At 65.6% G+C, this 24,114-nt stretch carries 23 protein-coding genes; 9 read left to right on the plus strand and 14 right to left on the minus strand.

Going from position 1 to position 24,114, the window contains the following annotated elements:
* Position 1 precedes the first annotated feature (1 nt).
* From KCG88_RS17055 to KCG88_RS17075, 5 genes are read right to left on the minus strand one after another with little or no spacing between them, the layout of a single operon-like run.
* Positions 2-625 carry a lysophospholipid acyltransferase family protein gene (locus KCG88_RS17055; RefSeq protein WP_047338185.1) on the minus strand — a complete coding sequence of 208 codons (624 nt, stop codon included), beginning with the start codon at positions 623-625 and terminating at the stop codon, positions 2-4.
* A 9-nt stretch (positions 626-634) separates the two neighbouring features.
* A complete protein-coding gene (locus KCG88_RS17060) occupies positions 635-1,090 on the minus strand; it encodes a hypothetical protein (RefSeq protein WP_210712765.1) in 456 nt (151 codons plus the stop codon).
* Positions 1,080-2,426 carry a phosphatase PAP2/dual specificity phosphatase family protein gene (locus KCG88_RS17065; protein WP_210712766.1) on the minus strand — a complete coding sequence of 449 codons (1,347 nt, stop codon included), beginning with the start codon at positions 2,424-2,426 and terminating at the stop codon, positions 1,080-1,082. Before KCG88_RS17065 ends, KCG88_RS17060 begins: the two co-directional genes overlap by 11 nt.
* Positions 2,426-4,183 (minus strand): bifunctional alpha/beta hydrolase/class I SAM-dependent methyltransferase, encoded by a 1,758-nt coding sequence (locus tag KCG88_RS17070; protein ID WP_210712767.1) that lies wholly within the window; start codon positions 4,181-4,183, stop codon positions 2,426-2,428. The genes KCG88_RS17065 and KCG88_RS17070 overlap by 1 nt, the downstream gene beginning before the upstream one ends.
* Positions 4,184-4,193: 10 nt before the next feature.
* Positions 4,194-4,817 carry a CDP-alcohol phosphatidyltransferase family protein gene (locus KCG88_RS17075; protein ID WP_047290132.1) on the minus strand — a complete coding sequence of 208 codons (624 nt, stop codon included), beginning with the start codon at positions 4,815-4,817 and terminating at the stop codon, positions 4,194-4,196.
* A gap of 245 nt (positions 4,818-5,062) precedes the next feature.
* Here KCG88_RS17075 and KCG88_RS17080 point away from each other — a divergent pair, with 245 nt between their 5' ends.
* From KCG88_RS17080 to cfaB, 8 genes are all read left to right on the plus strand, one after another.
* Complete coding sequence (locus KCG88_RS17080; RefSeq protein WP_210712768.1) at positions 5,063-7,012, plus strand: protease modulator HflK; 1,950 nt, start codon at positions 5,063-5,065, stop codon at positions 7,010-7,012.
* A complete protein-coding gene (locus KCG88_RS17085) occupies positions 7,009-8,049 on the plus strand; it encodes a protease modulator HflC (protein ID WP_011064358.1) in 1,041 nt (346 codons plus the stop codon). Before KCG88_RS17080 ends, KCG88_RS17085 begins: the two co-directional genes overlap by 4 nt.
* The gene (locus tag KCG88_RS17090; RefSeq protein WP_210712769.1) at positions 8,046-9,104 is read left to right on the plus strand and encodes a protease modulator HflK; all 1,059 of its coding nucleotides are present in this window, start codon (positions 8,046-8,048) and stop codon (positions 9,102-9,104) included. Before KCG88_RS17085 ends, KCG88_RS17090 begins: the two co-directional genes overlap by 4 nt.
* Entirely contained in the window at positions 9,101-11,005 is a 1,905-nt protein-coding gene (locus tag KCG88_RS17095) for a cation-translocating P-type ATPase (protein ID WP_047338179.1), read from the plus strand. Before KCG88_RS17090 ends, KCG88_RS17095 begins: the two co-directional genes overlap by 4 nt.
* A gap of 137 nt (positions 11,006-11,142) precedes the next feature.
* Positions 11,143-11,394 (plus strand): membrane protein, encoded by a 252-nt coding sequence (locus KCG88_RS17100; RefSeq protein WP_047290127.1) that lies wholly within the window; start codon positions 11,143-11,145, stop codon positions 11,392-11,394.
* Positions 11,395-11,459: 65 nt separating this feature from the next.
* Positions 11,460-12,305 (plus strand): DUF692 domain-containing protein, encoded by an 846-nt coding sequence (locus tag KCG88_RS17105; protein ID WP_047290126.1) that lies wholly within the window; start codon positions 11,460-11,462, stop codon positions 12,303-12,305.
* The gene (locus KCG88_RS17110; protein ID WP_047290125.1) at positions 12,296-13,084 is read left to right on the plus strand and encodes a DNA-binding domain-containing protein; all 789 of its coding nucleotides are present in this window, start codon (positions 12,296-12,298) and stop codon (positions 13,082-13,084) included. Before KCG88_RS17105 ends, KCG88_RS17110 begins: the two co-directional genes overlap by 10 nt.
* An 84-nt stretch (positions 13,085-13,168) precedes the next feature.
* The gene (gene cfaB / locus KCG88_RS17115) at positions 13,169-14,356 is read left to right on the plus strand and encodes a C17 cyclopropane fatty acid synthase CfaB (protein WP_047290124.1); all 1,188 of its coding nucleotides are present in this window, start codon (positions 13,169-13,171) and stop codon (positions 14,354-14,356) included.
* A 9-nt stretch (positions 14,357-14,365) separates the two neighbouring features.
* On the opposite strand, the gene cls is transcribed toward cfaB, so the two are convergent.
* Positions 14,366-15,805, minus strand: coding sequence for a cardiolipin synthase (gene cls / locus KCG88_RS17120; RefSeq protein ID WP_047290123.1), 1,440 nt, complete (start codon positions 15,803-15,805; stop codon positions 14,366-14,368).
* A gap of 131 nt (positions 15,806-15,936) precedes the next feature.
* On the opposite strand from cls, the gene KCG88_RS17125 reads away from it, so the two are divergent.
* Positions 15,937-16,461, plus strand: a complete 525-nt coding sequence (locus tag KCG88_RS17125) for a DUF3617 domain-containing protein (RefSeq protein ID WP_047290122.1) — start codon at positions 15,937-15,939, stop codon at positions 16,459-16,461.
* Between the two features lie 41 nt (positions 16,462-16,502).
* Here the strand turns inward: KCG88_RS17125 and thrS are convergent, their stop codons facing one another.
* The 8 genes from thrS to folE2 are packed head-to-tail and all read right to left on the minus strand — an operon-like array spanning position 16,503 to position 24,067.
* Positions 16,503-18,392 (minus strand): threonine--tRNA ligase, encoded by a 1,890-nt coding sequence (thrS, locus tag KCG88_RS17130; RefSeq protein ID WP_210712770.1) that lies wholly within the window; start codon positions 18,390-18,392, stop codon positions 16,503-16,505.
* A 26-nt stretch (positions 18,393-18,418) separates the two neighbouring features.
* Positions 18,419-19,753: a dihydroorotase gene (locus tag KCG88_RS17135; protein WP_047338174.1), complete on the minus strand. Its 1,335-nt coding sequence runs from the start codon at positions 19,751-19,753 to the stop codon at positions 18,419-18,421.
* 2 nt (positions 19,754-19,755) lie between these two features.
* Entirely contained in the window at positions 19,756-20,316 is a 561-nt protein-coding gene (locus tag KCG88_RS17140) for a carbonate dehydratase (protein WP_011064347.1), read from the minus strand.
* A complete protein-coding gene (gene hisI / locus KCG88_RS17145; RefSeq protein ID WP_210712771.1) occupies positions 20,313-20,750 on the minus strand; it encodes a phosphoribosyl-AMP cyclohydrolase in 438 nt (145 codons plus the stop codon). The genes KCG88_RS17140 and hisI overlap by 4 nt, the downstream gene beginning before the upstream one ends.
* Positions 20,747-21,631 (minus strand): metal ABC transporter substrate-binding protein, encoded by an 885-nt coding sequence (locus tag KCG88_RS17150; RefSeq protein WP_210712772.1) that lies wholly within the window; start codon positions 21,629-21,631, stop codon positions 20,747-20,749. The genes hisI and KCG88_RS17150 overlap by 4 nt, the downstream gene beginning before the upstream one ends.
* Positions 21,632-21,642: 11 nt before the next feature.
* Positions 21,643-22,509 carry a metal ABC transporter permease gene (locus KCG88_RS17155; RefSeq protein ID WP_210712773.1) on the minus strand — a complete coding sequence of 289 codons (867 nt, stop codon included), beginning with the start codon at positions 22,507-22,509 and terminating at the stop codon, positions 21,643-21,645.
* Positions 22,509-23,174, minus strand: coding sequence for an ATP-binding cassette domain-containing protein (locus KCG88_RS17160; RefSeq protein ID WP_210712774.1), 666 nt, complete (start codon positions 23,172-23,174; stop codon positions 22,509-22,511). Before KCG88_RS17160 ends, KCG88_RS17155 begins: the two co-directional genes overlap by 1 nt.
* On the minus strand, positions 23,174-24,067 hold the full coding sequence (folE2, locus tag KCG88_RS17165; protein WP_047290115.1) for a GTP cyclohydrolase FolE2: 894 nt from the start codon (positions 24,065-24,067) through the stop codon (positions 23,174-23,176). The genes KCG88_RS17160 and folE2 overlap by 1 nt, the downstream gene beginning before the upstream one ends.
* Between the last annotated feature and the right edge of the window lie 47 nt (positions 24,068-24,114).

Here is a 24,114-nt window from a genome sequence, read left to right on the forward strand (position 1 = left end):
CTCAGGCGTGCTCCGGGGCCAGGGCCAGCAGCGCGGCGCGGCTGCGTTCGAGGAAATGTTCCTTGGTTTCGTCTTCTTCCAGGGTCAGGGGTGCGCCGAAACTGGTGGTGCACAGCAGCGGCAGGGGCAGGAAGCGGCCCTTGGGCATGACCCGGTTGAGGTTGGCGATCCACACCGGGATCACTTCCACCTGTGGATAACGTTTGGCCAGGTGGTAAATCCCGCTCTTGAACGGCAGCAGGCCGTCTTCGAGGTTGCGCGTGCCTTCCGGGAAGATGATCAGGGAGTCGCCGTTCTCCAGGGCATCGATCATGGGTTGCAGGGGGTTGTTATCCACAGCCTCCTTGCGCTCGCGGTCGATCAGCACGCCGTTGAACACCCGGTTGATGATGTAGCGGCGCAGGTTGCTTTTCTGCCAGTAGTCGGCGCCGGCCACGGGCCGCGTCAGTTTGCGCAGGGCCGGCGGCAGGGAGGCCCAGAGCAGTACGAAGTCGCCGTGGCTGCTGTGGTTGGCGAAGTAGATCCGCTGCACCGCGCGCGGTGCCGAGCCCAGCCACAGGCTGCGAGCGCCGGTGATGCTGCGGGCGGCGGAGGTGATGAGATTGGCGACCAGGGGTTCGAACATGGGCATTCCTTATCCGGCAAAGGTCAGCCAGGGGCTGACCAGGATCACGCTCAGTATCACCAGCACTTGTGCGGCCAGCAGCAATGCCTGGCGGCGCAGCAGGCCCAGGGCCCCACGGCTGCGTTGGTCCCAGGGCCGGCCGCCGCGCTGCGCGGGTTGCAGGCCAAGGGCGCTCAGGGCCTGGTCCAGGGCCTGGGTACTGTGTTCCAGGGTAGTGGGGGCGTCGGCCACGCGTTGAAACAGGTCGGCGTCGAAGGCCACGCGCAGCGCCAGGTACTTTTCCACAAGCCCCAGCAGGACCAGGGCCAGGCTGACCAGCAGCCCACCCAGGGTGACGCTGGTCAGCAGGTACTGGCCCAGGCCATACATTGCGCCGAGCAGGGTCAGGCCTGTGGATAACTGATCCAGGGCGCGGCCTCGGCGCAGCAGGCTGGCCACGCTGTAGAGCTGCATTTCAGTGGACATGGGCCGTTCTCCCGGCGCTGCTCAAGGCTTGCAGCGCCTGGCGGTGGGCGGGGTGCAGGACGATCTGCGGGCGGGTCCGCTGGATCTGCACGATGGCGGCATCCACCGTGGCTGCGCGGCCGCTGTGCAGCAGCCAGGCGGCAATCGCCGTGGCGCTGCGCGAATAACCCAGGGCGCAGCACACCAGCAGCGGCCCTTGCTGGCGCAGGCGTTCGATGGCTTGGGCGGCGGCCAGGCACTGCTCGGCACTGGGGGCGCACAGGTCCAGCACCGGCAGGCTCTGGTAGGCCCGCAGCCCGCGGCTGTCCAGGGACAGCTCGGCGCACAGGTCGAGCACGGCGCCGAACGGGCTGTCCTTGAGCTCGGCCGGTGTCGGCAGGCGCCCGAGCCAGACGTTATCCACAACCGGGTCCGGCTGTGGATGTTTTCTTGTCCACAGCCGCGAGTTGATCCAGGCCGCCGCCAGGTAAGGCGCCAGCAACCAGCGTGCAGCGGGGCTGAGGCTGCCGTCCTGGCGCTTCTGGAAACCCTCGGCACCCAGCAGGGCGTAGTTAAAGGCCACCAGCAACAGCGCCACGGCGGGCCAGAACAGCCACAGCGCGGCGCCGCCCCAGGCAAGGGCTGCCCCGGCGAACAGCGCCGCACCCAGGCCATAGCGCAGGGCCAGCTGGCGGCGCTTCGGGTCCTGGGCCGCACGGGCACTGAACAGCGGGCTGGGACGGTCCAGCGGCCATAGCCAGACGCACAGCCAGCCGGCCAGGGCGCCTGTGGGTACATCGATGAAGTGGTGTTGATAAGTGCTCAGCACCGAGACCCCGATCAGCGCGAACCAGCCATGCACCAGCCAGCGCCAGAAGCCCTGGGTATGCCGGGCGTAGCAGACCCACAGGACCACCAGCAGGGCGATGTGCAGCGACGGCGCCTGGTTGAAGGGCTTGTCGAAGCCGGCCAGCACCCCGAACAGCCAGCCGAAAACCCCGTCCAGTTCCGGCCGGGAGAAGGTGAAGCTCAATGGCCAGATCAGGAAGCAACTGACCGCGATCACCTGGGCGGTGAGCAGGCGCAGGGCGTGGCGCTTGAGCTCGTCACGGCTGCGCGGCAACAGCAGGGAGAAGCCGTAGAGCAGGTCGATGGACCAGTAGGGCACGATGGTCCAGGCCCAGAACGGCATGTGCCGTTCCCAGTCGAAGACCATGCTGCCGACGTCGTCGCGCTGGGCGGTGACCCAAGTGGCGAAGCCGTAGGTGCTGAAGAACAGCGGTGCCAGCAACAGCAGCCAGAGCACCGCGGGTTTCAGCAGGCCCGGCTCCCGGGCCGGCAAGGCGCCTGCGGCCATCATTGCACCCGTTGCGCCAGGGATACGCTGAAGATCCCCCATTCATCCACACGCATGGTGACCTTGCGAAAGCCGGCGGCCTCCACCAGTTGGTCCATCTCCGCCTGGGTACGGCGGCGCATGACCCAGGCCTGGCCTTCGCGGTGGCTGGTCAGGGCGCGGGCGATCAGTTCCAACTGCGGGTGCCATGGCTGGCCGGTGTACACCAGGTAGCCGCCGGGCTCCACGGCACTGGCCAGGCCCGCCAGGGAGCCGCCGACCATCTGGTTGTCGGCGAACAGCTCATAGAGCCCGGAGACCACCGCCAGGGTGGGTTTCGGGTCCAGGGCTGCGAGGTCCTCGCGATCGAAGGCGTTGCCTTTGACGAAGCGGGCGATGTCCCCCAGGCCTTTCTCCTGGATCAGCGCACTGCCGTCGCGCACGTTGATATCGCTGTAGTCGCGCAGCAGGATCGATTCGGGCAGCGGGCTGACCCCTTGCAGGGCTTCGAGGATGTAGCGGCCGTGGCCGGCGGCGATATCGACGATGCGCACTTCGCTGCTTTGCTCACGGAGTTTTTCCATGGCCAGGCGCAGCAGTTCTTCCACATGCAGCTTGCGCTGGCGGATGCCGCGCCAGCCGATGGAGTTCAGGTAGTTCTGGTCGATCATCCGGCCCAGGGCGGAATGCCCGGTGGGGCGGTTGCGGTAGACGTAGTCCAGGGTGCTGCCGGAGTCGAAACCGGTGTCGAAGCCCAGCTTGACCCCCGCCGACAGCTGGCTGCCCAGGCGCATGCTGGCGCGGGTGGCGCGCCAGTACAGGTCGCGCAGGGAGTTGTGCGGCAGCGGCGCGGCCAGGGCTTCGGACTCGGCGCAGGTAACGCCCAGGCGGTCGGCGTCCAGCAGGGCAGGGCGGTTCAGCGGGCGCGCGAAGTTCTGCAGGATGAAGCGGCGGATGCTGGCCATGGCCGGCGCCCGGTTCTTTTCCCCCAGGGTGTCGTGGAAGAAGCCGGGGAGGATGTGCTTTTCCTTGTGCAGGCTACCCAGGCGGTCGAAGAACTGCTCCTGGGGCTTGCGATGCACCACGAAGTCGGAGCCGGAGATCAGCAACTGGGTCGGCACCTGGATCGCCTGGGCGTCGGCCACCACCCGGTCTGCCGCTTCATACAGGCCCAGCAGCACATTCACCGAGATCGCCTTGGTGATCAGCGGGTCGCTGTCATAGCTGCGGACCCGTTCCGGGTCGTGGCTCAGGAAGCGCGCCTTGACGTAGCTGTTGACGAAGAAGTTGCCACGAAAGCGCCGCATCAGGGCCAGGCCGGGCCGGGCGAAGGGCACGTACAGCTTGACCTTGAACGCCGGCGAGGCCAGCACCAGGGAGCGGATGCGCGGCGCGTAGTCGTGGACCCAGGTGGACGCGATCACCGCGCCCACGCTCTGGGCCACCACGGCGATGTTTTCCTCGGCGATCCCGTGGGTGCTGCCCAGGTGATCACAGAAGGTCTGCACGTCGCGCACGCTGGTAGCGAAGCTCGGGCTGTCGCCACGGGCGCCCGGCGACTGGCCATGGCCACGGGCATCCCAGGCGAAGAAATCGAACTGGGGCAGGTTCAGCTCTTCCACCAGGTGGGCAATGCGCCCGGAGTGTTCGTGACCGCGGTGGAACAGCATCACCGCTTGCCGCGGTTCGCCAGGGGCCACTTCAGTGGCTGGCCAGTGGCGGTAGAACAGTTCGACACCGTCATGGGTTCGGAACGTCTGGTGTTGAGCGTCGCGCATAGCCATTTCCTTATGCAGAGGGAGCATTGTGCTGAACTTCTTTGAGGCCCTGGCGGACCCGATTGATCAGGGTGTAGACCAGCAGTGCGGCGACCAGTGCCAGCACGCCGTTTATCCACAGGGCGCTGAGCCAGCCCAGGGCGATGCCGGTGGCCAGCACGCCGAGGATGAAGGCGCGGTCGCTCTTGCCCATGGGCCCGTCGTAGCGCCGCGAGGCCCCGACCATGGGACCGAGCACCCCGGCGTATTCACTGAACAGCGCCAGCAGGGTCACGGCCAGCACCAGCAGCAGGCTGGCCCCGGGCAACAGGGCGAAAGGCAGGATCAGGGCGCTGTCGGCGACCACGTCGCAGAGTTCGTTGAGGTAGGCCCCCAGGCGCGATTGCTGGCCGAATTCCCGGGCCAGCATGCCGTCGATGGCATTGAGCGCCATGCGCAGGATCATCCACAGGGGAATCAGGGCGAACAGCCAGGCATGGCTGGGGAACAGGGCGATGACGGTGCCGACCAGGACCGAGATGACGGCGGCCAGGACAGTGATCTGGTTGGCCGTGGTGCCGTTGTCGTACAGGCGCTGCACCAACGGCCGCAGCAGGTTCTGAAAGCGCGGTTTGAGCTGGTAAATCGAGAGCATGATGGGACGGTTCCTTGTCGCACGCGGTGAGCAGGGCTGGATTATTGCCTTAAATGCCAGGGGGCTGACATCAGAACTTTTGTCATGAGCAAACAGCTGTCTCTGTGTCTACGACGTACGCAATAGATGAAAAGGCATGGAAGGGGACAAAAATTTCACTCAGCTCGTTATATAGTAACGAATTGTTTCGAATTTCTTCGGCCCGTGGGTTTATCCACAGGGCCGGACCAGAGCGGCGGGGTGGTATGCAAGTCGATCTTGAGACGCAAGGGGGCGAGGTGGCTGCCTTGCCACGGTTTCAGCAGGCGGCGTCCCATGCGGCGCGTTTGCAGCGCTGGGGCGCCGCTTTGCTGGGCCTGGCGGTGCTGGGGCTGGTGGCGGCGGTGTTTGTCGACCTGTTTGCGGCGCTGACCCTCTGGCCGGCACTGCTGGTGAACCTTTCGTGTGCCTTGCTGGTAGGGGTGGCCGGGCTGCAATCGGCGTGCTGGGTGAGCCGCTGGCGCGAAGAGGTGATCACCCCGGCGCCGGTTGTCGCGCCCGAGGCCGAGGAAGATCGGCAGCCCCAGGGCCGGCTGGCGGCTGCCCTGGCCGTGCGCGGGCGGCGTCTGTTGCAGCAGATCGGCGCGCCTACCCTGTGGCTGGGTGGCTGGTCGCTGCTGATCCTGTACAGCGTGGTGCAGGTGTTCAACCTGTCGTTGCCCGCCACCGCCCTGGGCCTGGGTGCCAGCGTGGTGGCGGTGCTGGCTCTGCTGCTGGCGTTTGCCCTGCTGGTGCTGGAACGCCAACTGGCCCAGGAGCCCTCAGGGGAATGGCCGGAAGCCGGCGCCCTGGCGCAGCTGCTGCGGGTGGCGATTATCTGTTTGCTGGTGAGCGCCCTGTGCCTGTTGTTCAGCAGCGACACGGCCTTGTGGCCAGTACGGCTGGCGGTGCTGACGGGGCTGTTGCCGGCATTGGTGGCCGGCGAGTTATTGTTGCGCGCGGTGCTGTCGTTGTTCAGCCCACAGCGCGAACAGCTGGAGCCACGGCTTATGGCCCACAGTTTTGTTGCCGACATGCTGCGTTGGCCGCCCCAACCCCTGCTCAGCCTGCAGCATGAATTGCACAACCGTTTTGGCATCGATCTGCGGCAGATCTGGGCCTTCGCCTATATGCGCCGGGCCTTTGTACCGGTGTTGCTGGTGGTGTTGGCGATAGGTTGGCTGTTGACCGGCGTTCATGAACTTTCCATGCAGAATCGCGGCATTTACGAGCGTTTCGGCAAGCCGGTACAGGTCTTTGGCCCGGGCCTGCACCTGAGCCTGCCCTGGCCCCTGGGGCGGGTACTGACGGTGGAAAACGGCGTGGTCCATGAGCTGGCCACCAGCGTGGGCGAAAGCGCGCAGCCGCTTCAACCGGCCCCCGCCGAAGGCCCGGCCCCCGCCATTGCCAACCGCCTGTGGGATGCCAGCCACATGAATGACAAATCCCAGGTGATCGCCAGCGGCAATGCCCAGCAACAGAGCTTCCAGATCGTCAACATGGACGTGCGCTTCGTCTACCGTATCGGCCTGGGCGACGCTGCCGCGCTGGCCGCCACTTATAACAGCAGCGATGTGCCGACGCTGATCCGCAGCACCGCCAGCCGGGTGCTGGTGCACGACTTTGCCTCGCGCACCCTCGACGGCCTGCTGGGGCAGGACCGCACCGGGCTGGCCGATGACATCGGCAGGGCCGTGCAGGGCGATCTGGACCGGCTCGACAGCGGGGTGGAGATTCTCGCCACGGTAGTCGAGGCCATCCATCCACCGGCTGGCGCGGCCAATGCCTACCACGGTGTGCAAGCGGCGCAGATTGGCGCCCAGGCGCTGATTTCCCGGGAACGTGGAGCGGCTGCCGAGCAGACCAACCAGGCGCAGTTGCAAGCCAGCGTGGCCCGCGACCAGGCCCAGGCCGATGCGCGCGAGGTGCAGGCGGCGGCCCAGGCTGCCGACCTGCGCTTTGCCGCCGAACAGAAAGCCTACGCCAGCGCGGGGCAGGCCTTCGTTCTAGAGCAGTACCTGAGCCAGCTGAGCCAGGGGCTGAGCCAGGCCAAGCTGCTGATTCTTGATCATCGTCTGGGGGGCGGCAGCGCGCCGACCCTCGATCTGCGTACGTTCACCTTACCGGCCGACCCTTCGGCGCCGCGTAAAGCCGCTCAGCCAGGAGCCGTCCATTGAGCCAGTCCTCCCATTCCCACGATCACGCCGGCCACGACCACGGGCACGGCCATCACCACCACCACGGGCATCACCACCATCATCATGGGGCGCCGGCCGAGGCCGGGCCTTTTCCCTGGCGGCGCATGGGCTGGGCCGTGCTACTGGTACTGTTTGCCGTGGCCGCGGCGAGCCTGGTGCAAGTGCGTTCCGGCGAGGCCACGGTGATCACCCGCTTCGGCAACCCGGCGCGGGTGCTGCTGGAGCCGGGCCTGAACTGGCGCTGGCCGGCACCCTTTGAAGCGGCGATCCCGGTGGACCTGCGCCTGCGCACCACGTCCAGTGGCTTGCAGGATGTGGGCACCCGCGACGGTTTGCGGATTATCGTCCAGGCCTACGTGGCCTGGCGGGTCCAGGGCGACGCGGACAATGTGCAGCGCTTCATGCGCGCGGTGCAGAACCAGCCGGACGAAGCGGCGCGGCAGATCCGCACCTTTGTCGGCTCGGCCCTGGAAACCACCGCCAGCAGCTTCGATCTGGCCAACCTGGTGAATACCGATGCCAGCCAGGTGCGCATCGCCGACTTCGAAGCGCAACTGCGCAAGCAGATCGAACAGCAATTGCTTTCCACTTATGGAGTGCGAGTGGTGCAGGTGGGAGTGGAACGCCTGACCCTGCCCTCGGTGACCTTGACCGCCACGGTGGACCGCATGCGCGCCGAGCGTGAAACCATCGCCACGGAACGCACGGCCATCGGCAAGCGCGAAGCGGCGCAGATCCGCTCCGGCGCCGAACGCGATGCGCGAATCGTCCAGGCCGATGCCACGGTGAAGGCCGCGGATATCGAGGCGCAATCCCGGGTTGAGGCGGCGCAGATTTATGGCCGCGCCTACGCCAGTTCCCCACAGCTGTACAACCTGCTGCGCTCACTGGACACCCTGGGCACCGTGGTCACTCCGGGCACCAAGCTGATCCTGCGCACCGACGCGGCGCCGTTTCGGGTGCTGGTGGATGGCCCGCCGAACCTGCCGGGCAAAGCCGCTGGTTCGCAACCATGAATAAGGTTCCACGTGGAACAAATGAGCTGAGCAGCCCGTGGATCCAGGCCGGACGTCTGGCATTCATCGCCTTGTACGGGGTGACGGTACTGGCGGCGCTGGCCTGGGCCTTCTCCAATGTGCGGCAGATCGACCCGCAGAACCGGGCCATGGTCTTGCACTTTGGCAAATTGGAAAGGGTGCAGAGTGCCGGATTGCTCTTGGCCTGGCCCCAGCCTTTTGAGCAGGTGGTGCTGCTGCCCGCCGCTGACCGGGTACTGGAGCGGCGGGTGGAGGGTTTGCTGCGTTCCGAGGCGGCTCTGGAAGGGGATCGGGTTGCTACGCTGGCCACCCCTTTGAACGATACCCTGGCCGGGTCCGGTTACCTGCTGACCGGCGATGCCGGTGTGGTACAGCTGGACGTGCGGGTGTTCTACAAAGTCAGTGATCCCTACGCCTATGTACTCCAGGCTGACCATGTGCTGCCGGCCCTGGATCGGTTGGTGACCCGCAGTGCCGTGGCGCTGACCGCCGCCCGCGACCTGGACACCATCCTGGTGGCTCGCCCGGAACTGATCGGCAGCGACAACCAGGCCGCCGAGCGTCGAGAGCGGCTGCGGGGCGATCTGCTGCAAAGCGTCAACCAGCGCCTGGAGCAGTTGACCGCCCGCGGTCAGGGCATTGGCGTCGAGGTAACGCGGGTGGATGTGCAATCGAGCCTGCCCGGCCCGGCGGTCAGCGCTTTCAACGCGGTGCTCACTGCCAGCCAGCAAGCCGACAAGGCGGTCGCCAACGCCCGCACCGAAGCGGAAAAACTGACCCAGGGCGCCAACCAGCAGGCGGACCGCAGCCTGCAAGTGGCCCATGCCCAGGCCAGCGAACGGCTGGCCCTGGCCCGGGCCCAGACTGCCACGGTGCAGAGCCTGGCCCAGGCGCAGCGCAATGGCACCGACCCGGAAATGCTGCTGCGTATCTACCGTGAACGCCTGCCGAAGATTCTCGGGCAGGCCGGTTCGGTGACCACGGTCAATCCCCAAGACGATTCACACCTGATCATTCAGGGAGCCGAACAATGACTGCCACCCCCCATGCCGCGCCCCCCGCCAGCATGCTGACCTCGGCCGAGCAGCGCAGCGCTGCCCGCCAACTGACCCTGGCCATGCTCGCCCTGGGGCTTCTGGCCCTTGGCCTGATCTGGCGCTGGCTGGCCCCTGAGCAGGTAGGCGTCAGCCAGTTGTTGTTGGGTGTTGCCTCGCTGCTGGTGGCGGTGCCGGTGATGCGTTCGGCCTGGTTCAGCCTGCGTTACCCGAGCCTGCATGGCATTACCGACCAACTGATCGCCCTGGCCATGCTCGGCGCCTGGGCTACTGGCGACCTGCTGACCGCGGCCCTGTTGCCGATCATCATGATCTTCGGCCACGTACTGGAAGAGCGCAGCGTGATCGGCTCCCAGGAGGCCATCGACGCCCTGGGCCGCTTGACCCGCAGCCTGGCGCGACAGGTACGGGCCGATGGCAGCGTCGTGGAAGTGGACAACGCCAGTCTCAAGGCCGGCGACCTGGTGGAAGTGCGCGCCGGCGATCGGGTGCCCGCCGACGGGGTGGTGGTGTCCGGCCAGGCGAGCCTGGACACCGCGCCGATCACTGGCGAATCGATCCCCCTGGAAGCGGTTCAGGGCATGCAGATATTTGGCGGCGCGATCAATCTCGATGGGTTGTTGCGTGTACAGGTCACCCGTACCGGCGAGGAGTCGACCTTGGGCAAGGTGATTGCCCTGATGCAAAGCGCCGAGCGCGCCAAGCCGCCCATCACCCGTTTGCTGGAGCGCTATGCCGGCAGTTACATGGTGCTGGTGCTGCTGTTGGCGGCGGTGACCTGGTTCATCACCAACGATGCCCAAGCCATGCTTGCGGTGCTGGTGGCGGCCTGTCCCTGCGCGTTGGTGCTGTCGGCACCGGCCACCGCCATCGCCGGAATCGCTGTGGCCGCGCGCCACGGTATCCTGATTCGCAGTTCGGCCTTTCTTGAGGAGCTGGCGGACCTGACCTCTCTGATAGTGGACAAGACCGGCACCCTGACGTACGGCACCTTGCGCCTACAGGCCATCGACACCCCCCGGGAAGACCAGCGAAGCCTGCTCACTCTGGCCGCCAGCCTCGGCTCGGCCAGCAGCCACCCGGTCAGCCGGGCCCTGGCGGGGCTGGTGCCCCAGGAAGAGCAATGGCCATTGGGGGACATTCATGAACGCCAGGGCCTGGGCGTGGTAGCCCGTACCGCTGAAGGCGAAGCGGCGCTCGGCCGCCCGGAGCTGTTCCGCCAGCTGGGTATCGACACCAGCCCGGTGCCGGGGCACGACGGGCCGATTGCCGGCCTGGCGCTTGATGGTGAATTTCTTGGTTGGCTGTTGCTGGCCGACAGTGTCAAACCCGAGGCCCGGCAGGCCCTGGGCGAGTTGCGCGAACTGGGGTTGGGCCGGCAGTTGCTGCTCACCGGCGACCGCCAGAGTGTGGCCGACGGCCTGGCGCTGGAAGTGGGAATTGCCGACGTCGAGGCCCAGGCCCTGCCGCAAGACAAGCTTGAGCGGGTACTGGGGGAGATCGACAAGGGCTTCCGGCCGATGGTAGTCGGCGACGGCATCAACGACTCCCTGGCTTTGAAGGCCGGGGTGGTGGGGGTGGCCATGGGCGCCGGTGGTGCGGACATCGCCCTGGCTTCGGCGGATGTGGTGCTGATCGGCAGCGACCTGCGACGCCTGGGCACCTGTGTACGCCTGAGCCGTGAATGCCGGCGCACCTTGCAGGTCAACGTGATCATCGGCCTGGGCTGGACCCTGGCCATCGTCGCCTTTGCCGCGTTCGGCTGGCTGGGGGCGGCGGGGGCGATGATCGCTGCGGTGCTGCACAACCTGAGCACCTTGCTGGTGCTGGGCAATGCCGGGCGCCTGCTGCGTTTCCAGGAGCCGCTGCTCAAGCTGTAGGCGCTGGCTTGCCGGTGAAACGCTTTGTGCAGATTTTTTTCATCCCGGCTGTAACGCCGGGATGTGCCCTCTCTCTAGTGCTATGACGGGATTGCACAAGCACCCGCCGATCCCCTGCGACTATTGAGGAAACAAAAATGAACATGAAGAAAACCGCTGCCGGCGCTGCCCTGGCCTTCGCTGCCGCCACTATGTTTGCCGGTGTCGTGACTCAAGCGTCCGCTGCCGATGCCCAGGTGCACTGCTACGGCGTCAACGCCTGCAAAGGACAGAACGACTGCAAGACCAAGGACCACGCCTGCAAGGGCATGGGCGCCTGCAAAGGCCAGGGCTTCAAGGCCATGACCCAGGCCGCGTGCGACAAGGCGGGCGGCAAAGTCGGCGAGTAAGCGGCGTTCGAGTGCTGCCGCAGTGGGGTTGGCAACCACTGCGGCCACTTGGCAAGGAGTTGGCGATGTCTGAATCTTCTTCCAGCCTGGGCTATGGCCTGGGTTTGCGCAGTGCCTACTACCAGCAGATTCTCGACGAGGCGCCGGACGTCGACTGGTTTGAAGTGGTGTCCGAGAACTTCATGGTGCAGGGCGGCAAGGCGCTGTATTACCTGGATGCAATCGCCGAGCGCTACCCCATCGTGATGCACGGGGTGTCGCTGTCCATCGGCGGCCCCCATGCCCTGGACCAGGATTACCTGCTGCGGCTCAGGCAACTGGCCAGCCGGGTCACTCCGGCGTGGATCTCCGACCACCTGTGCTGGAGCCGGGGCAACGCCCATCAACTGCACGACCTGCTGCCGCTGCCCTACACCGAGGAGAGCCTGTACTACGTGGCAGGGCGAGTGCGTCAGGTGCAGGACATTCTGGAGCGCCCCCTGGTGCTGGAGAACGTCTCCAGTTATGTGCGGGCGGCGGCCGACGAGTTCAGCGAATGGGAATTTCTCGCCGCCTTGAGCCAGCTCAGCGGCTGCGAACTGCTGCTGGATGTGAACAACGTCTACGTCAGTTCGCGCAACCATGGTTTCGATCCCTGGCACTTTATCCAGGCGTTGCCGGCCCAGCGCGTGCGGCAACTGCACCTGGCCGGGCACCAGGATTATGGCGACTACGTGATCGACACCCACGATCATCCGGTCTGCGATCCCGTCTGGGCGCTGTATCAACGCACCCTTGAGCACCTGGGGCCGGTGGCCACCTTGCTGGAGCGCGACGATCATTTTCCGCCCCTGGAAGAGCTGCTCAGCGAACTGCACAAGGCCCGAGATCTCGGGCAACAGACCCTGGCCGGGAGGCAGCAATGCGCCTGAACGACTGGCAACTGGCTTTTGAAGCCTATCTGTTGGGCGAACAGGCCCAGGCCCGCGCCGTCCTGCAAGACAGCCTGATCGGTGGCCCGACCCTGGATGTCGAGACCGGCCTGGCGATTTATCACAACGCCTACATGGCCCGGTTGCAGGAGGTCATGGGCAGCGACTTCCCGGCCATCTGGTACTGGCTGGGGGACGCAGAATTCCAGGCCCTGACGCAGGCCTATATTCGCCAGTGCCCGTCCCGGCATTTCAGCCTGCGCTGGCTGGGGCAGGGCTTTGCCGAATTCATCCTGGGCCATCTGGTGCCGGAGCAGGGCGCCCCCCTGGCGGAACTGGCGCGCCTGGAGTGGGCCTTCACCCTGGCCTTCGACGCTGCCGACGCCCAAGTGCTCACGGTGGCCGCCATGGCCGGGCTGGATGCCGAACAATGGCCGCAGCTGCAACTGTGCCTGGCGCCCTGTGTGCAATGGCTCGACTGTCGCTACAACAGCGTGGCCCAGTGGCGCGCGGTCAAGGAGCAGGCGGATTTCCCCCGCAGTGCTTTACTCGATCAGCAACAGCTGTGCCTGGTCTGGCGAGCGGACCGGGTCTGCCGTTATCGCAGCCTGCTGGCCGATGAGGCCACAGCACTGCGGGGCATGATCGAGCAGCGGTGGAATTTTGCGGAACTCTGCGCCGAGCTGGCCGTCACTTATGCCGAGGGGGCCCCGCTGCAGGCGGTTACCTGGTTGAAACAGTGGGTCGAGGATGGCCTGGTGATGCGCAGCGAATCATAGAAAACCACTATCAAATCGATAGCCTGCTATTTTCTAGGATGGTCTACCCTCATTTCAGACGTCTGAAACAAGGGGGGATTTTCCATGCTCGCGCAACTTCCACCGGCCTTACAGAATCTGCATTTGCCTCTACGCCTGCGGCTCTGGGACGGCCATGAATTCAATCTGGGGCCGGAGCCCAACGTCACGATCGTGGTCAAGGACCCGCAGTTGGTGGCGCAGCTGACTCACCCTAGCCTGGACGCCTTGGGGGGCGCCTTTGTCGAGGGCAAACTGGAACTGGAAGGTTCCATCAGCGAAGTCATCCGGGTCTGCGACGAACTGAGCCAGGCCTTGCTCGACGATGACGAGGGCAACCAGCCGGTGCGTTCGCTGCACGACAAGGCGACCGACGCTGCCGCGATTTCCTACCACTACGACCTTTCCAACGCCTTCTACCAGCTGTGGCTCGACAGCGACATGGCCTATTCCTGCGCCTATTTCGAGACGGGCAGCGAGTCTCTGGAACAGGCCCAGCAAGCCAAATTCCGCCACCTGTGCCGCAAGCTGCGCCTGCAACCGGGGGACTACCTGCTGGATGTCGGGTGCGGCTGGGGCGGGCTGGCCCGCTACGCCGCCCGTGAGTTCGGCGCCAAGGTGTTCGGCATCACCTTGAGCAAGGAACAGCTGGCCCTGGCCCGCGAGCGGGTGACCGCCGAAGGCCTCGACGACCTGGTGGAACTGCAACTGCTGGACTACCGCGACCTGCCCCAGGACGGCCGCTTCGACAAGGTGGTCAGTGTCGGCATGTTCGAGCATGTCGGCCACGCCAACCTGCCGGAGTACTGCCAGACCCTGTTCAAGGCCGTGCGCGAGGGCGGGTTGGTGATGAACCACGGCATCACCGCCAAGCATACCGACGGCCGCCCGGTGGGCCGTGGGGCCGGGGATTTCATCGAGCGCTATGTGTTTCCCAATGGCGAGCTGCCGCACCTGGCAATGATCTCGGCCTTCATCAGCGAGGCGGGGCTGGAAATTGTCGATGTCGAGAGCCTGCGCATGCATTACGCGCGGACGCTGGATCACTGGAGCGAACGCCTGGAAGACAACCTGGAAGCCGCCGCCAGGCAGGTTCCGGAGCAGGCGCTACGGATCTGGCGGCTGTACCTGGCGGGCTGCGCCTATGCCTTTGCCAAGGGCTGGATCAACCTGCACCAGATCCTGGCGGTCAAGCCCCATGCCGATGGCAGCCATGAACTGCCCTGGACCCGGGATGACCTCTACCAGCCATAAGCCCGGCCCTTAAAGGATCGGGGAAATCAGCCGCGCGACCCGCATGCCCAGTTGTTGCAGGCGGTGGGTCTGGCGGCTTTCTTCCTTGGCGATCTCTCGGGCTCTGGCGAAGTCGGCTTCCAGCATGTATTCCACTTCGGTGGCGAAGTCGTCGTCCACTGTCAGCAGCATCACTTCGAAATTCAGGCGGAACGAACGGTTGTCCAGGTTGGCGCTGCCAATGGCGCTGATTTCGTTGTCGATCAGCACCACCTTCTGGTGCAGGAACCCCGGCTGATAGCGGAATACCCGCACCCCGGCGCGCACCGCTTCGAAGGCGTACAGGCTGGAGGCGGCATAGACGATGCGGTGGTCCGGGCGCGCCGGCAGCAGGATGCGCACGTCCACGTCCCGCAGCACCGCCAGGCGCAGGGCGGCGAACACCGCCTCATCGGGAATGAAGTACGGGCTGGTGATCCATACCCGCTCGGTGGCTGCGTGGATGGCCTCGACAAAGAACAGCGAGCAGGTTTCGTAGGCATCGGCCGGGCCGCTGGCCAGCAGTTGGCAGAGCACGCCGTCGTCCGGGTAGGTGTCCGGGAGGATCAGCGGTGGCAGTTCCCGGGCCGCCCAGAACCAGTCTTCGGCAAAGGACTCCTGCAGGCAGGCCACCACCGGGCCGCTGACCTGCACGTGGGTATCACGCCAGGGCGCCAGGGGCGGCTTCTTGCCCAGGTATTCGTCACCGACGTTATGCCCGCCGACGAACCCCAGCATGCCGTCCACCACCACGATCTTGCGGTGATTGCGGAAGTTCACCTGGAAGCGGTTGAGCCAGCCACTGCGGGTGGCGAAGGCGTGCACCTGGACCCCGGCGTCGCGCAGGGTCTGTACGTAGCTGGCGGGCAGGGAGTGGCTGCCGATGCGGTCGTAGAGCAGGTGGATCGACACGCCCTCGGCAGCCTTTTCCAGTAGCAGGCGTTGCAGGCGCCGGCCCAGGTCATCGTCGTGAATGATGAAGAACTGGATCAGCACCGCCTTGTGGGAACGGCGGATGGCGTTGAAGATCGCTTCGAAGGTGGCGTCGCCATTGACCAGCAGGCGCACCTGATTGTTGGCCAGGCACGGCATGCGCCCCAGCTTGGGCATGGCCCGCAGCGAGGCGTAGGCCTTGGAGGCGCGGGCGGTGAGGGCTTCTTCCACCCAGGGACGCCAGTTCAGCTCATTGATGGCCTTGTGCATTTCCACGTTGGCCTGGCGCCGGGCCTGGATGTAGGCGTCGAAGGTACTGCGACCAAACACCAGGTAGGGAATCAGGGTCAGGTAGGGCATGAACAGCAGCGACAGGGCCCAGGCGATAGCGCCCTGGGCGGTCCTGACGGTGAGTACCGCGTGGATCGCGGCGATCAACCCGAGAAAATGCAGCAGTGCGATGAGATAGCCGAAGATGTGCGGGCCAAAATAATCCATGGGGCAGCCTTGCTCCTGAAGATTCAATGCCTAACAGACCATGTTCCACGGCGAATGTCGCTATTTTATTCTGCATGCAACGCCGTGCCTCGGCTGAAGTCTAACGGCCACTATTGTCTAGGAGTCATTCGATGAAACTTCGTTTACTGGGTTGGGCCTTGGCGGCGGGGTTGGCGCTTCCGGTGGTGGCGCAGGCGCAGATGCTGCAGCCGGGGTTGTGGGAGCTGACCAGCAGCAACATGAAGATCGACGACCAGAACATGCCGGACCTGTCGCTGATTCTCGGCCAATTGCAGCAGCAGATGACCCCGCAGCAGCGGGCGATGCTGGAGAAACAGGGTGTGACCATGGGCGGCAAGGGGATTCGCGTGTGCCTGACACCGGCCCAGGTGCAGTCGGACACCATCCCGCTGCAGGACCCGCAATCGGGTTGCCAGCAGCAGGTGACCGAGCGCAGCGGCAATCAATGGAAGTTCCGCTTCAGTTGCCCCAAGGCCCAGGGTAATGGAGTGGCCACGTTCATCAGCGATCGTGAGTTCACCACCAACGTGATGGGTACCTTCAACGCCACCGGTCTGCAGCAGAAGGGCAGCATGGATACCCGCGCCGTGTGGCTGGGCCAGGACTGCGGCACGGTCAAGCCCCGCGCTTCCTGACTTTTGCCTGACGCTGGCGCTGCCCGTGCCCCGGGCAGCGCCTAGCGTATCCGGGCCAGGGCCTGCTCCAGGCTCAGGCGGCCCAGGTCTTCGCCATTTCTGCTGCGCAGGCTGACGTAGCCCCCGTCCTTTTCCTTTTCCCCGACCACCAGCAGGTAAGGCACTTTCTGCAGGCTGTGCTCGCGAATCTTGTAGCCGATCTTTTCGTTGCGCAGGTCGGCGCTGGCCCGTAGCCCGTGACGGCGCAAGCTGTCGCTGATCGCCTGGGCATAGTCAGCCTGGGCTTCGCTGATGTTCAGCACCATCGCTTGTTGCGGCGCCAGCCACAGGGGCAGGGCGCCGCCATGGTGCTCCAGGAGAATGCCGATGAAGCGTTCCAGGGAACCAAACAGTGCCCGGTGCAGCATCACCGGCTGGCAACGTTCGCCGCGCTCGTCGATGTAGCTGATGGCGAAGCGTTCGGGCAGGTTGAGGTCTGCCTGCAGGGTGCCGCACTGCCAGTCGCGACCGATGGCGTCGCGCAGCACGAACTCCAGCTTGGGGCCGTAGAAGGCGCCTTCCCCGGGGTTGATCCGGTAGTCGATGTGCATGCTTTGCAAGGCGCCGACCAGGGCCTCTTCCAGTTGGTCCCAGACCTCATCGCTGCCGATGCGATGGTCGGGGCGGGTCGAGAGCTTCACCGCCACCTGGTCGAAACCGAACTCCTTGTAGATGTCGAATACCAGGGCAATGGTGGCGGCGCATTCGCTTTGCATCTGTTGCGGGGTGCAGAAGATGTGGGCGTCGTCCTGGGTGAAATGGCGCACTCGCAACAGGCCGTGCAGGGCCCCTGAAGGTTCGTAGCGGTGGACTTTGCCGAACTCGGCGATGCGCAGCGGCAGGTCGCGGTAACTCTTGCGGCCATGACCGAAGATCGCCACCGCGCCGGGGCAGTTCATCGGCTTGAGCGCGAAGGTGCGCTGGTCTTGCGTGGTGGTGGTGAACATGTGGTCGCGGTAGTTCTGCCAGTGCCCGGAGGTTTCCCAGAGGCCGCGGTCCATCACGTCGGGGGTGTTCACTTCCTGGTAGCCGGCCTGTTCCTGGCGCCTGCGCATGTAGCCGATCAGCTCCTGGAACAGGGTCCAGCCCTTGGCGTGCCAGAACACCGAGCCCGGTGCGCAGTCGTCGAAATGGAACAGATCCAGGTGCTGGCCGAGCTTGCGGTGGTCGCGCTGTTGCGCCTGGTCCAGGCGCAACAGGTAAGCCTCCAGTTCCGGGCGGGTGGCCCAGCAGGTGCCGTAGATCCGCTGCAGCGGTGCGTTGCGGGCATCGCCGCGCCAGTAGGCACCGGCCACCTTGGTCAGCTTGAAGGCGCGCAGTTGGCCAGTGGAACGCAGGTGTGGCCCACGGCACAAATCTTCGAAATCCCCCTGGCGGTACAGCGACAGCACGGCCTCTGCCGGCAAGTCGCGGATCAGCTCGACCTTGTAGTGCTCGCCCTGGTCGGCGAAATGCTGAAGGGCCTGCTCCCGGGACAATTCCCGGCGGTGCACCGAATGATTGGTGGCGGCCAGGCTATGCATGCGCGCCTCGATCAGTTCCAGGTCCTCGGGGGTGAAGGGGCGCTCATGGGCGAAGTCGTAGAAGAAGCCCTCTTCGATCACCGGGCCGATGGCCACCTGCGCCGAGGGGAACAGCTGTTTCACCGCCATCGCCAGCAGGTGCGCGCAGGAGTGGCGCAGTACTTCCAGGCCCTCGGGGTCGCGGGCGGTGACGATGCTCAAGCGGGCGTCGCTGTGCAACAGGTAGTCACAGTCCACCAGTTGGCCGTTCACTCGCCCGGCTACGGCGGCCTTGGCCAGGCCGCTGCCGATGCTGGCGGCCACTTCGAAAACGGACAACGGCTGGTCGTACTCACGGCACGCGCCATCAGGCAGGGTGATGCGGATCATCTTCGGTGGTCCTTGGTGTCGGGCTATTAACGGGTGAAACGCAGGGGCAGGCCCTGGCAGTCGTCGTACAGGCGGCCCTGGTGCCAGGCGAGCTGGCCCGACACCAGGGTGCTGCTGACGCTGTGGCGAAAGCGCTGGCCGGCAAAGGGCGTCCAGCCGCAGTGGGCGAGGATCGGCTGGCTGTCCACGGCCAGGCCTGTGGGCTCGGCGCGGACCAGCACCAGGTCGGCCCAGTAGCCTTCGCGCAGGTAGCCGCGATCGGGAATGGCGAACAGGTCGGCGACTCGGTGGCTGGTTTTTTCCACCAGGGTGGTCAGGGGCAGCACCCGGTCGGCCACCAGTTCCAGCAGCGCTGGCAAGGCATGCTGCACCAGCGGCAGGCCGGAGGGCGCGCGGCTGTAAGGCAGCTGTTTCTGCTCCCAGGTATGGGGCGCGTGGTCGGTGCCGATGACATCCAGGCGCTGGCTGTTCAGGGCTTGGCGCAGGGCATCGCGATCGGCCTGGGTCTTGATCGCGGGGTTGCACTTGATCAGGTGGCCGAGGCGTGGGTAGTCGCGGTCATCGAACAGCAGGTGATGCACGCAGACCTCGGCGGTGATGCGCTTCTGCGCCAGGGGCAGGTCGTCGAACAGCGCCAGTTCCCGGGCGCTGGTCAGGTGCAGTACGTGCAGGCGGGTGCCGTGTTTCTTCGCCAGTTCCACTGCCAGGGACGAGGAGCGAAAGCAGGCCTCGGCATCGCGGATGTGCGGGTGGGCGGCGGCGGGAATCTGCTCGCCATAGAGCTGCAGCCAGCGCTGTTGTCGGGCCTGGATGCTCGGGGTGTGTTCGCAGTGGGCCAGGAGCAGGGTCGGCACCTGGCGGAACAGCCGGTCCAGCACCTCGGGATCGTCCACCAGCATATTGCCGGTGGAGGCGCCCATGAACACCTTGACCCCGGCCACCTGCGTGGGGTCCAGGGCGGCGACGAGGTCGAGGTTGTCGTTGCTGACCCCGAAGTGAAAGCCATAGTTGGCCACCGAAACGCTCGCCGCGCGGCGCTTCTTGTCGTTCAGGGCGGCAAGGTCCAGGGTCGCCGGCGAGGTGTTGGGCATGTCCATGAAGCTGGTGATGCCACCGGCCACCGCCGCCCGCGACTCGCTGTACAGGCTGCCCTTGTCCGGCGCGCCGGGGTCGCGAAAGTGCACCTGGTCGTCGATCATGCCCGGCAGCAGCCACTGGCCGCGGGCGTCGATTTCGATTTCGGCGCTGAGGTGGTCCAGGCTGCCGATGGTGTCGATGCGCCCGTGCGCCACCAGCACGTCGGCGTCGAATTCGCGCCCTTCGTTCACCAGGCGGGCGTTGCGGATGAGGATTCGGCTCATGCTCAAAACTCGTTCTGCAGGGCCTTGTAGCCACGCACCAGGTCGACGTTGGTGCGCGCCACGTCTTCGGAAAATTCAGAGGCGCTGACACTCACGGGAGGGAACTGCGCCAGGTCGGTCTTGGGCCCGATGCGGGTGGTGGAGGGCACGTAGAAACCCGGCGGCAGGTCGCGGCCATCCACCACGGAGTTGTGTCGAACCACGCTGCCGTCGCCCACTTCGCAGTTGAACAGCACGCTGTTGAAACCGATGAACACTCGGTCGCCGACCACGCAGGGGCCATGGACGATGGAGCGGTGGGCGATGGAAGTGTGCTGGCCGATGGTCACCGCCGCGCCGGATTTGGAGTGGATCACCACGCCATCCTGGATGTTCGAGTTGGCGCCGATGGTGATGGCTTGCATCTGGCCGCTGGCGTCCACTTCGTCGGCGCGGATCACCGCATAGGGGCCGACGAAGACGTTGTCGCCGATCACCACCTTGCCGCAGATGATGGCCGTCTTGTCGACGTAGGCGGATTCGGCGATCACGGGCAGATCGCCGGAGGGGTTTTTACGAATCATGGCGCGAGTCCTTCCAAGGGGGAACTGATGACTTCCACCGCGCCATCGCGAATGGCGTTGTAGAAACAGTTGGGTCGCCCGGTGTGGCAGGCCGGTCCTTGCTGATCCACTAGCAGCAGCACAGCATCGCCGTCGCAGTCCAGGCGCGCTTCGATCAGGCGCTGGCGATGCCCGGAGCTTTCGCCCTTGCGCCACAGGCACCGGCGCGAGCGCGACCAGTAACAGACCTGGCCGCTGGCCAGGGTTTCGGCCAGGGCCTGGCGGTTCATCCAGGCCAGCATCAGCACCTCGCCGCTGGCGTGCTGCTGGGCAATGGCGGCGATCAGGCCGTCGCTGTTCCAGGGCAGGGCGTCGAGCACCTCAGTCAAGGCCCAGCGGCTGCCCTGGGGCGCGGCTTCCAGATCCAGCAGCGACAGTGGCGGGGGGCGGATCATGGTCGGCTCAGGGCCTGGTACAGGGTGTCGAGGTTGTATTCGAACAGGCCGGTAAAGGTACTGGCCGGGCCGCTGGCCGAGAGCGCATCGGAGTACAGGGTGCCGCCGATATGGGCGCCGCTTTCGTCGGCGATCTGCTTGAGCAGGCGGGCGTCCTTGATGTTCTCCATGAACACTGCCTTGACCTTGGCGTTACGGATCTGGGTGATCAGCGCAGCCACTTCGGCGGCGGAAGGTTCACGCTCGGTGGACAGGCCCTGGGGCGCCATGAAGTCGATACCGTAGGCCTGGCCCAGGTAGCCGAAGGCGTCGTGGGAGGTGACGATCTTGCGGTTGCCCGGGGGCAGGGAGCCGAGCTTGGCCTTGGCCTCGGCCAGCAGGCGATAGATCTGTTTCAGGTAGGCCTGGCTGTTGCGCTGGTAGTCGGCCTGGTGGGCCGGGTCGGCAGCGATCAGCGCCTTGGTGATGTTGCTCACATAGAGCTCGCTGTTGGCCAGGTTGTGCCAGGCATGAGGGTCGGGAAGGCTTTCGCCGTCTTCCTCCAGGGTGCGTGGAATAACCCCGCGGCTGGCAGTGACGACCTGGGCCTGGGTGGCGGTGCTGGCCACCAGGCGATCCAGCCAGGGTTCGAAACCCAGGCCATTCTTGATGATCAGCCGGGCCTTGAGCAGGGCCTTGGCGTCATCCGGGCTCGGCTCGTAGGTGTGGGCATCCTCGTCGGCACCCACCAGGTTGGTGATGTGCACATGCTCACCGCCGACCTGGCGGGTCATGTCGGCGAGGATGCTGAAGCTGGTGACCACCGCTAGCTTGTCCGCCGCCTGGGCAGTAGGCAGCGACAAGGGCAACAGCAGGCTGAACAGCACGAGTAGAGCGCGCATCGGGAAACACCTCATGGGGATGTGAGCAAAGGTGGGCGGTGCAGCAAGCCGTGCACCGGGCCGAACACCACGGACAGCAGGTACAGGCCGCCGGCCACCAGCACGATGGCCGGGCCGCTGGGCAGCGAGTAGTGGAACGACAGCAGCAGGCCAAGCCACACCGAGAGGCAGCCAAACAGCGCGGCGATGCCGATCAGTGCGGGCAGGCGTCGGCTCCAGAAACGCGAAGCAGCGGCCGGCAGCATCATCAGGCCCACCACCATCAACGCGCCGATGGCCTGGAAACCTATCACCAGGTTGAGCACCACCAGGGTCAGGAACAGGCCGTGGGCCAGGGGGCCAAGGCGGCTGACGCTGTGCAGGAACAGCGGGTCGAGGGTGTCCAGCAGCAGGGCCTTGTAGATCAGCGCCATGGCCAGCAGGCTGCAGAGCGAGACCAGCAGCATGCCGTTCAGGGTCGGGGCATCCACCGCCAGGGCCGAGCCGAACAGCAGGTGCAAGAGGTCCAGGCGCTTGCCCGCCAGCCCGAGGAGCAGCACGCCGCTGGCCAGGGAAATGGGGTAGATGGCGGCCATGCTGGCGTCTTCCCGCAGGCCGGTGCGCCGGGTGATCCAGGCGGCCAGCCCGGCCATGCCCAATCCGGCCCCGAGGCCGCCCAGGGTCAGCGCCGGCAGGCTGAGCCCGGCGAACCAGAAGCCCAGGGCGGCGCCTGGGAGAATGCCGTGGGCCACGGCGTCACCGATCAGGCTCATGCGCCGCAGGATCAGGAACACCCCCAGGGGCGCAGTGCTGCAGGCCAGCAGCAGGCCGCCCAGCAGGGCCCGGCGCATGAACAGGAATTCGCTGAACGGCTGCCAGAAATGTGCGGCGAAGTGCATCAAGCCACCTGCGCGCAAGGTTGGGGGGTGATCAGATCGAGGCTGGGGCCGAACACGCAGCCACTGCTTTTTACCAGCAGGGTATGGGGGATGTGCTGACGCACGGCGGCCAGGTCATGGCAGACCACCACCAGGGTCCGGCCCTGAGCGTGCCAGTTGTACAAGTGGCGCCAGAGCAGGGCCTGGCCGGTTTCGTCGAGGGCGGCGTGGGGCTCGTCCAAGAGCAGCAAGGGGGCTTCGGTCAGGCTCAATCGGGCGAGCAGGGCACGTTGCAATTCACCACCGGAAAGGGCCATCAATGGGCGTTTTTCCAGGCCGCCCAGGCACCAGTCTTCGAGGACCGCGCGCAGCTTTTCTGCCCGGACCCTGGCCGGTTCACGCTTGCCCCAGAAGCCGCCGGCCACCAGTTCTTCCAGGCTGATGGGGAACTGTCGATCCAGGTGTTGCTGTTGCGGCAAGAAGGACAAGCCGCCTCGCGCAGTACCGAGGTGGACCTTGCCCGCGAGTGGTTTCTGCAGCCCGGCGATGACTTTCAACAAGCTGCTCTTGCCCGACCCGTTGGCGCCAATGATCGCGCTCAGGCTGGCCCTGGGCAGGTGCAGATCCAGGGCTGGAGTCAGGGGTTGCCCCGGAGCGCCCCAACGCAGGTGTTCGCAGCGGATCATCAGGCCTCCCAGTTCCAGCGGCTTTCGGCCACGGCGTCATGGGCATGCAGGCTTTCGGCATGCACCACCCGCAATTGAAAGGCGTTGATTCCGGGGGAGCGGCGCAAGGCCAGGTTCAAGCGGCGAGCGGCGTCTTCGCAGAACATCAGGTTCTGCCCATTGGCCAGGGCGAAGGCCTGCTCGTCGGCACGTTTGACCGCGGTTTGCACGGCGGTGCCCAGGGCGTTTTCCGCATCGTTGATCAGGGCAATCAACGGCAGTTCGTCGATGAAATCATCCAGGCGCAGGTGCAATGCTGCGTTGCTGCGCTGGCTATGGGGCGTGGCGACGATGCCCTGGGGCGAGCCCAGCCAGGCCAGGACGTCGGCGTGTTGCAATGGCCGGTTGGCAAAATCTTCGATGAATTGCTGCTGGATCAACTGTCGCGCCAGCGCCGCGGAACAGGGGCAAGTGGAGGAATAAGGCACGTCGATTTTTAGTTCCACGTGGAACATCGCGTTTTTCAACCGCGCTTCGATACTCAGCGGGTAGCTTTTCCAGCCGGCCAACGGGCTGACCAAGGCCGGGCGTTTCAACAGCAGATCCAACTCAATGCGCAGGTAGGCGCTGTGGGCCAGGCCATCATGGCTATCGAGAAAACGCTGCAAGACCCGCCGTAGCAGAGCGGGGGTGAGGTTCTCCTGTTCCAGCATTTCCAGGGCCAGATACAGGCGTGACATGTGAATGCCCCGAGCCTCGCCATCGTCGAGGCTGACACCGGCATCGGCCTTGGCTGCACTTGGCTGGTTGTTGATCACTACAGGTAAGGCAATGCCGCACATGCCCACCCATTCCAGGGGCAAGGCTTGGCGTGAGGCCTGCGCGGCGATATCCGGCAGAGTCAGCGCGTTCATGAACAGGTCCGTCGTGGGAAGTGATTTCACATGTTATATTATAACAA

The sequence above is a fragment of the Pseudomonas sp. MWU349 genome (assembly GCF_017947325.1).
Classification (GTDB): domain Bacteria; phylum Pseudomonadota; class Gammaproteobacteria; order Pseudomonadales; family Pseudomonadaceae; genus Aquipseudomonas; species Aquipseudomonas protegens.

What these genes read in the sequence shown, in the direction of transcription:
- KCG88_RS17055 (WP_047338185.1), bottom strand. Translation starts at nt 625, where the DNA reads ATGTTCGAACCCCTGGTCGCCAATCTCATCACCTCCGCCGCCCGCAGC.
- KCG88_RS17060 (WP_210712765.1), bottom strand. Translation starts at nt 1,090, where the DNA reads ATGTCCACTGAAATGCAGCTCTACAGCGTGGCCAGCCTGCTGCGCCGA.
- KCG88_RS17065 (WP_210712766.1), bottom strand. Translation starts at nt 2,426, where the DNA reads ATGGCCGCAGGCGCCTTGCCGGCCCGGGAGCCGGGCCTGCTGAAACCC.
- KCG88_RS17070 (WP_210712767.1), bottom strand. Translation starts at nt 4,183, where the DNA reads ATGCGCGACGCTCAACACCAGACGTTCCGAACCCATGACGGTGTCGAA.
- KCG88_RS17075 (WP_047290132.1), bottom strand. Translation starts at nt 4,817, where the DNA reads ATGCTCTCGATTTACCAGCTCAAACCGCGCTTTCAGAACCTGCTGCGG.
- KCG88_RS17080 (WP_210712768.1), top strand. Translation starts at nt 5,063, where the DNA reads ATGCAAGTCGATCTTGAGACGCAAGGGGGCGAGGTGGCTGCCTTGCCA.
- KCG88_RS17090 (WP_210712769.1), top strand. Translation starts at nt 8,046, where the DNA reads ATGAATAAGGTTCCACGTGGAACAAATGAGCTGAGCAGCCCGTGGATC.
- KCG88_RS17095 (WP_047338179.1), top strand. Translation starts at nt 9,101, where the DNA reads ATGACTGCCACCCCCCATGCCGCGCCCCCCGCCAGCATGCTGACCTCG.
- KCG88_RS17100 (WP_047290127.1), top strand. Translation starts at nt 11,143, where the DNA reads ATGAACATGAAGAAAACCGCTGCCGGCGCTGCCCTGGCCTTCGCTGCC.
- KCG88_RS17105 (WP_047290126.1), top strand. Translation starts at nt 11,460, where the DNA reads ATGTCTGAATCTTCTTCCAGCCTGGGCTATGGCCTGGGTTTGCGCAGT.
- KCG88_RS17110 (WP_047290125.1), top strand. Translation starts at nt 12,296, where the DNA reads ATGCGCCTGAACGACTGGCAACTGGCTTTTGAAGCCTATCTGTTGGGC.
- cfaB (WP_047290124.1), top strand. Translation starts at nt 13,169, where the DNA reads ATGCTCGCGCAACTTCCACCGGCCTTACAGAATCTGCATTTGCCTCTA.
- cls (WP_047290123.1), bottom strand. Translation starts at nt 15,805, where the DNA reads ATGGATTATTTTGGCCCGCACATCTTCGGCTATCTCATCGCACTGCTG.
- KCG88_RS17125 (WP_047290122.1), top strand. Translation starts at nt 15,937, where the DNA reads ATGAAACTTCGTTTACTGGGTTGGGCCTTGGCGGCGGGGTTGGCGCTT.
- thrS (WP_210712770.1), bottom strand. Translation starts at nt 18,392, where the DNA reads ATGATCCGCATCACCCTGCCTGATGGCGCGTGCCGTGAGTACGACCAG.
- KCG88_RS17135 (WP_047338174.1), bottom strand. Translation starts at nt 19,753, where the DNA reads ATGAGCCGAATCCTCATCCGCAACGCCCGCCTGGTGAACGAAGGGCGC.
- KCG88_RS17140 (WP_011064347.1), bottom strand. Translation starts at nt 20,316, where the DNA reads ATGATTCGTAAAAACCCCTCCGGCGATCTGCCCGTGATCGCCGAATCC.
- hisI (WP_210712771.1), bottom strand. Translation starts at nt 20,750, where the DNA reads ATGATCCGCCCCCCGCCACTGTCGCTGCTGGATCTGGAAGCCGCGCCC.
- KCG88_RS17150 (WP_210712772.1), bottom strand. Translation starts at nt 21,631, where the DNA reads ATGCGCGCTCTACTCGTGCTGTTCAGCCTGCTGTTGCCCTTGTCGCTG.
- KCG88_RS17155 (WP_210712773.1), bottom strand. Translation starts at nt 22,509, where the DNA reads ATGCACTTCGCCGCACATTTCTGGCAGCCGTTCAGCGAATTCCTGTTC.
- KCG88_RS17160 (WP_210712774.1), bottom strand. Translation starts at nt 23,174, where the DNA reads ATGATCCGCTGCGAACACCTGCGTTGGGGCGCTCCGGGGCAACCCCTG.
- folE2 (WP_047290115.1), bottom strand. Translation starts at nt 24,067, where the DNA reads ATGAACGCGCTGACTCTGCCGGATATCGCCGCGCAGGCCTCACGCCAA.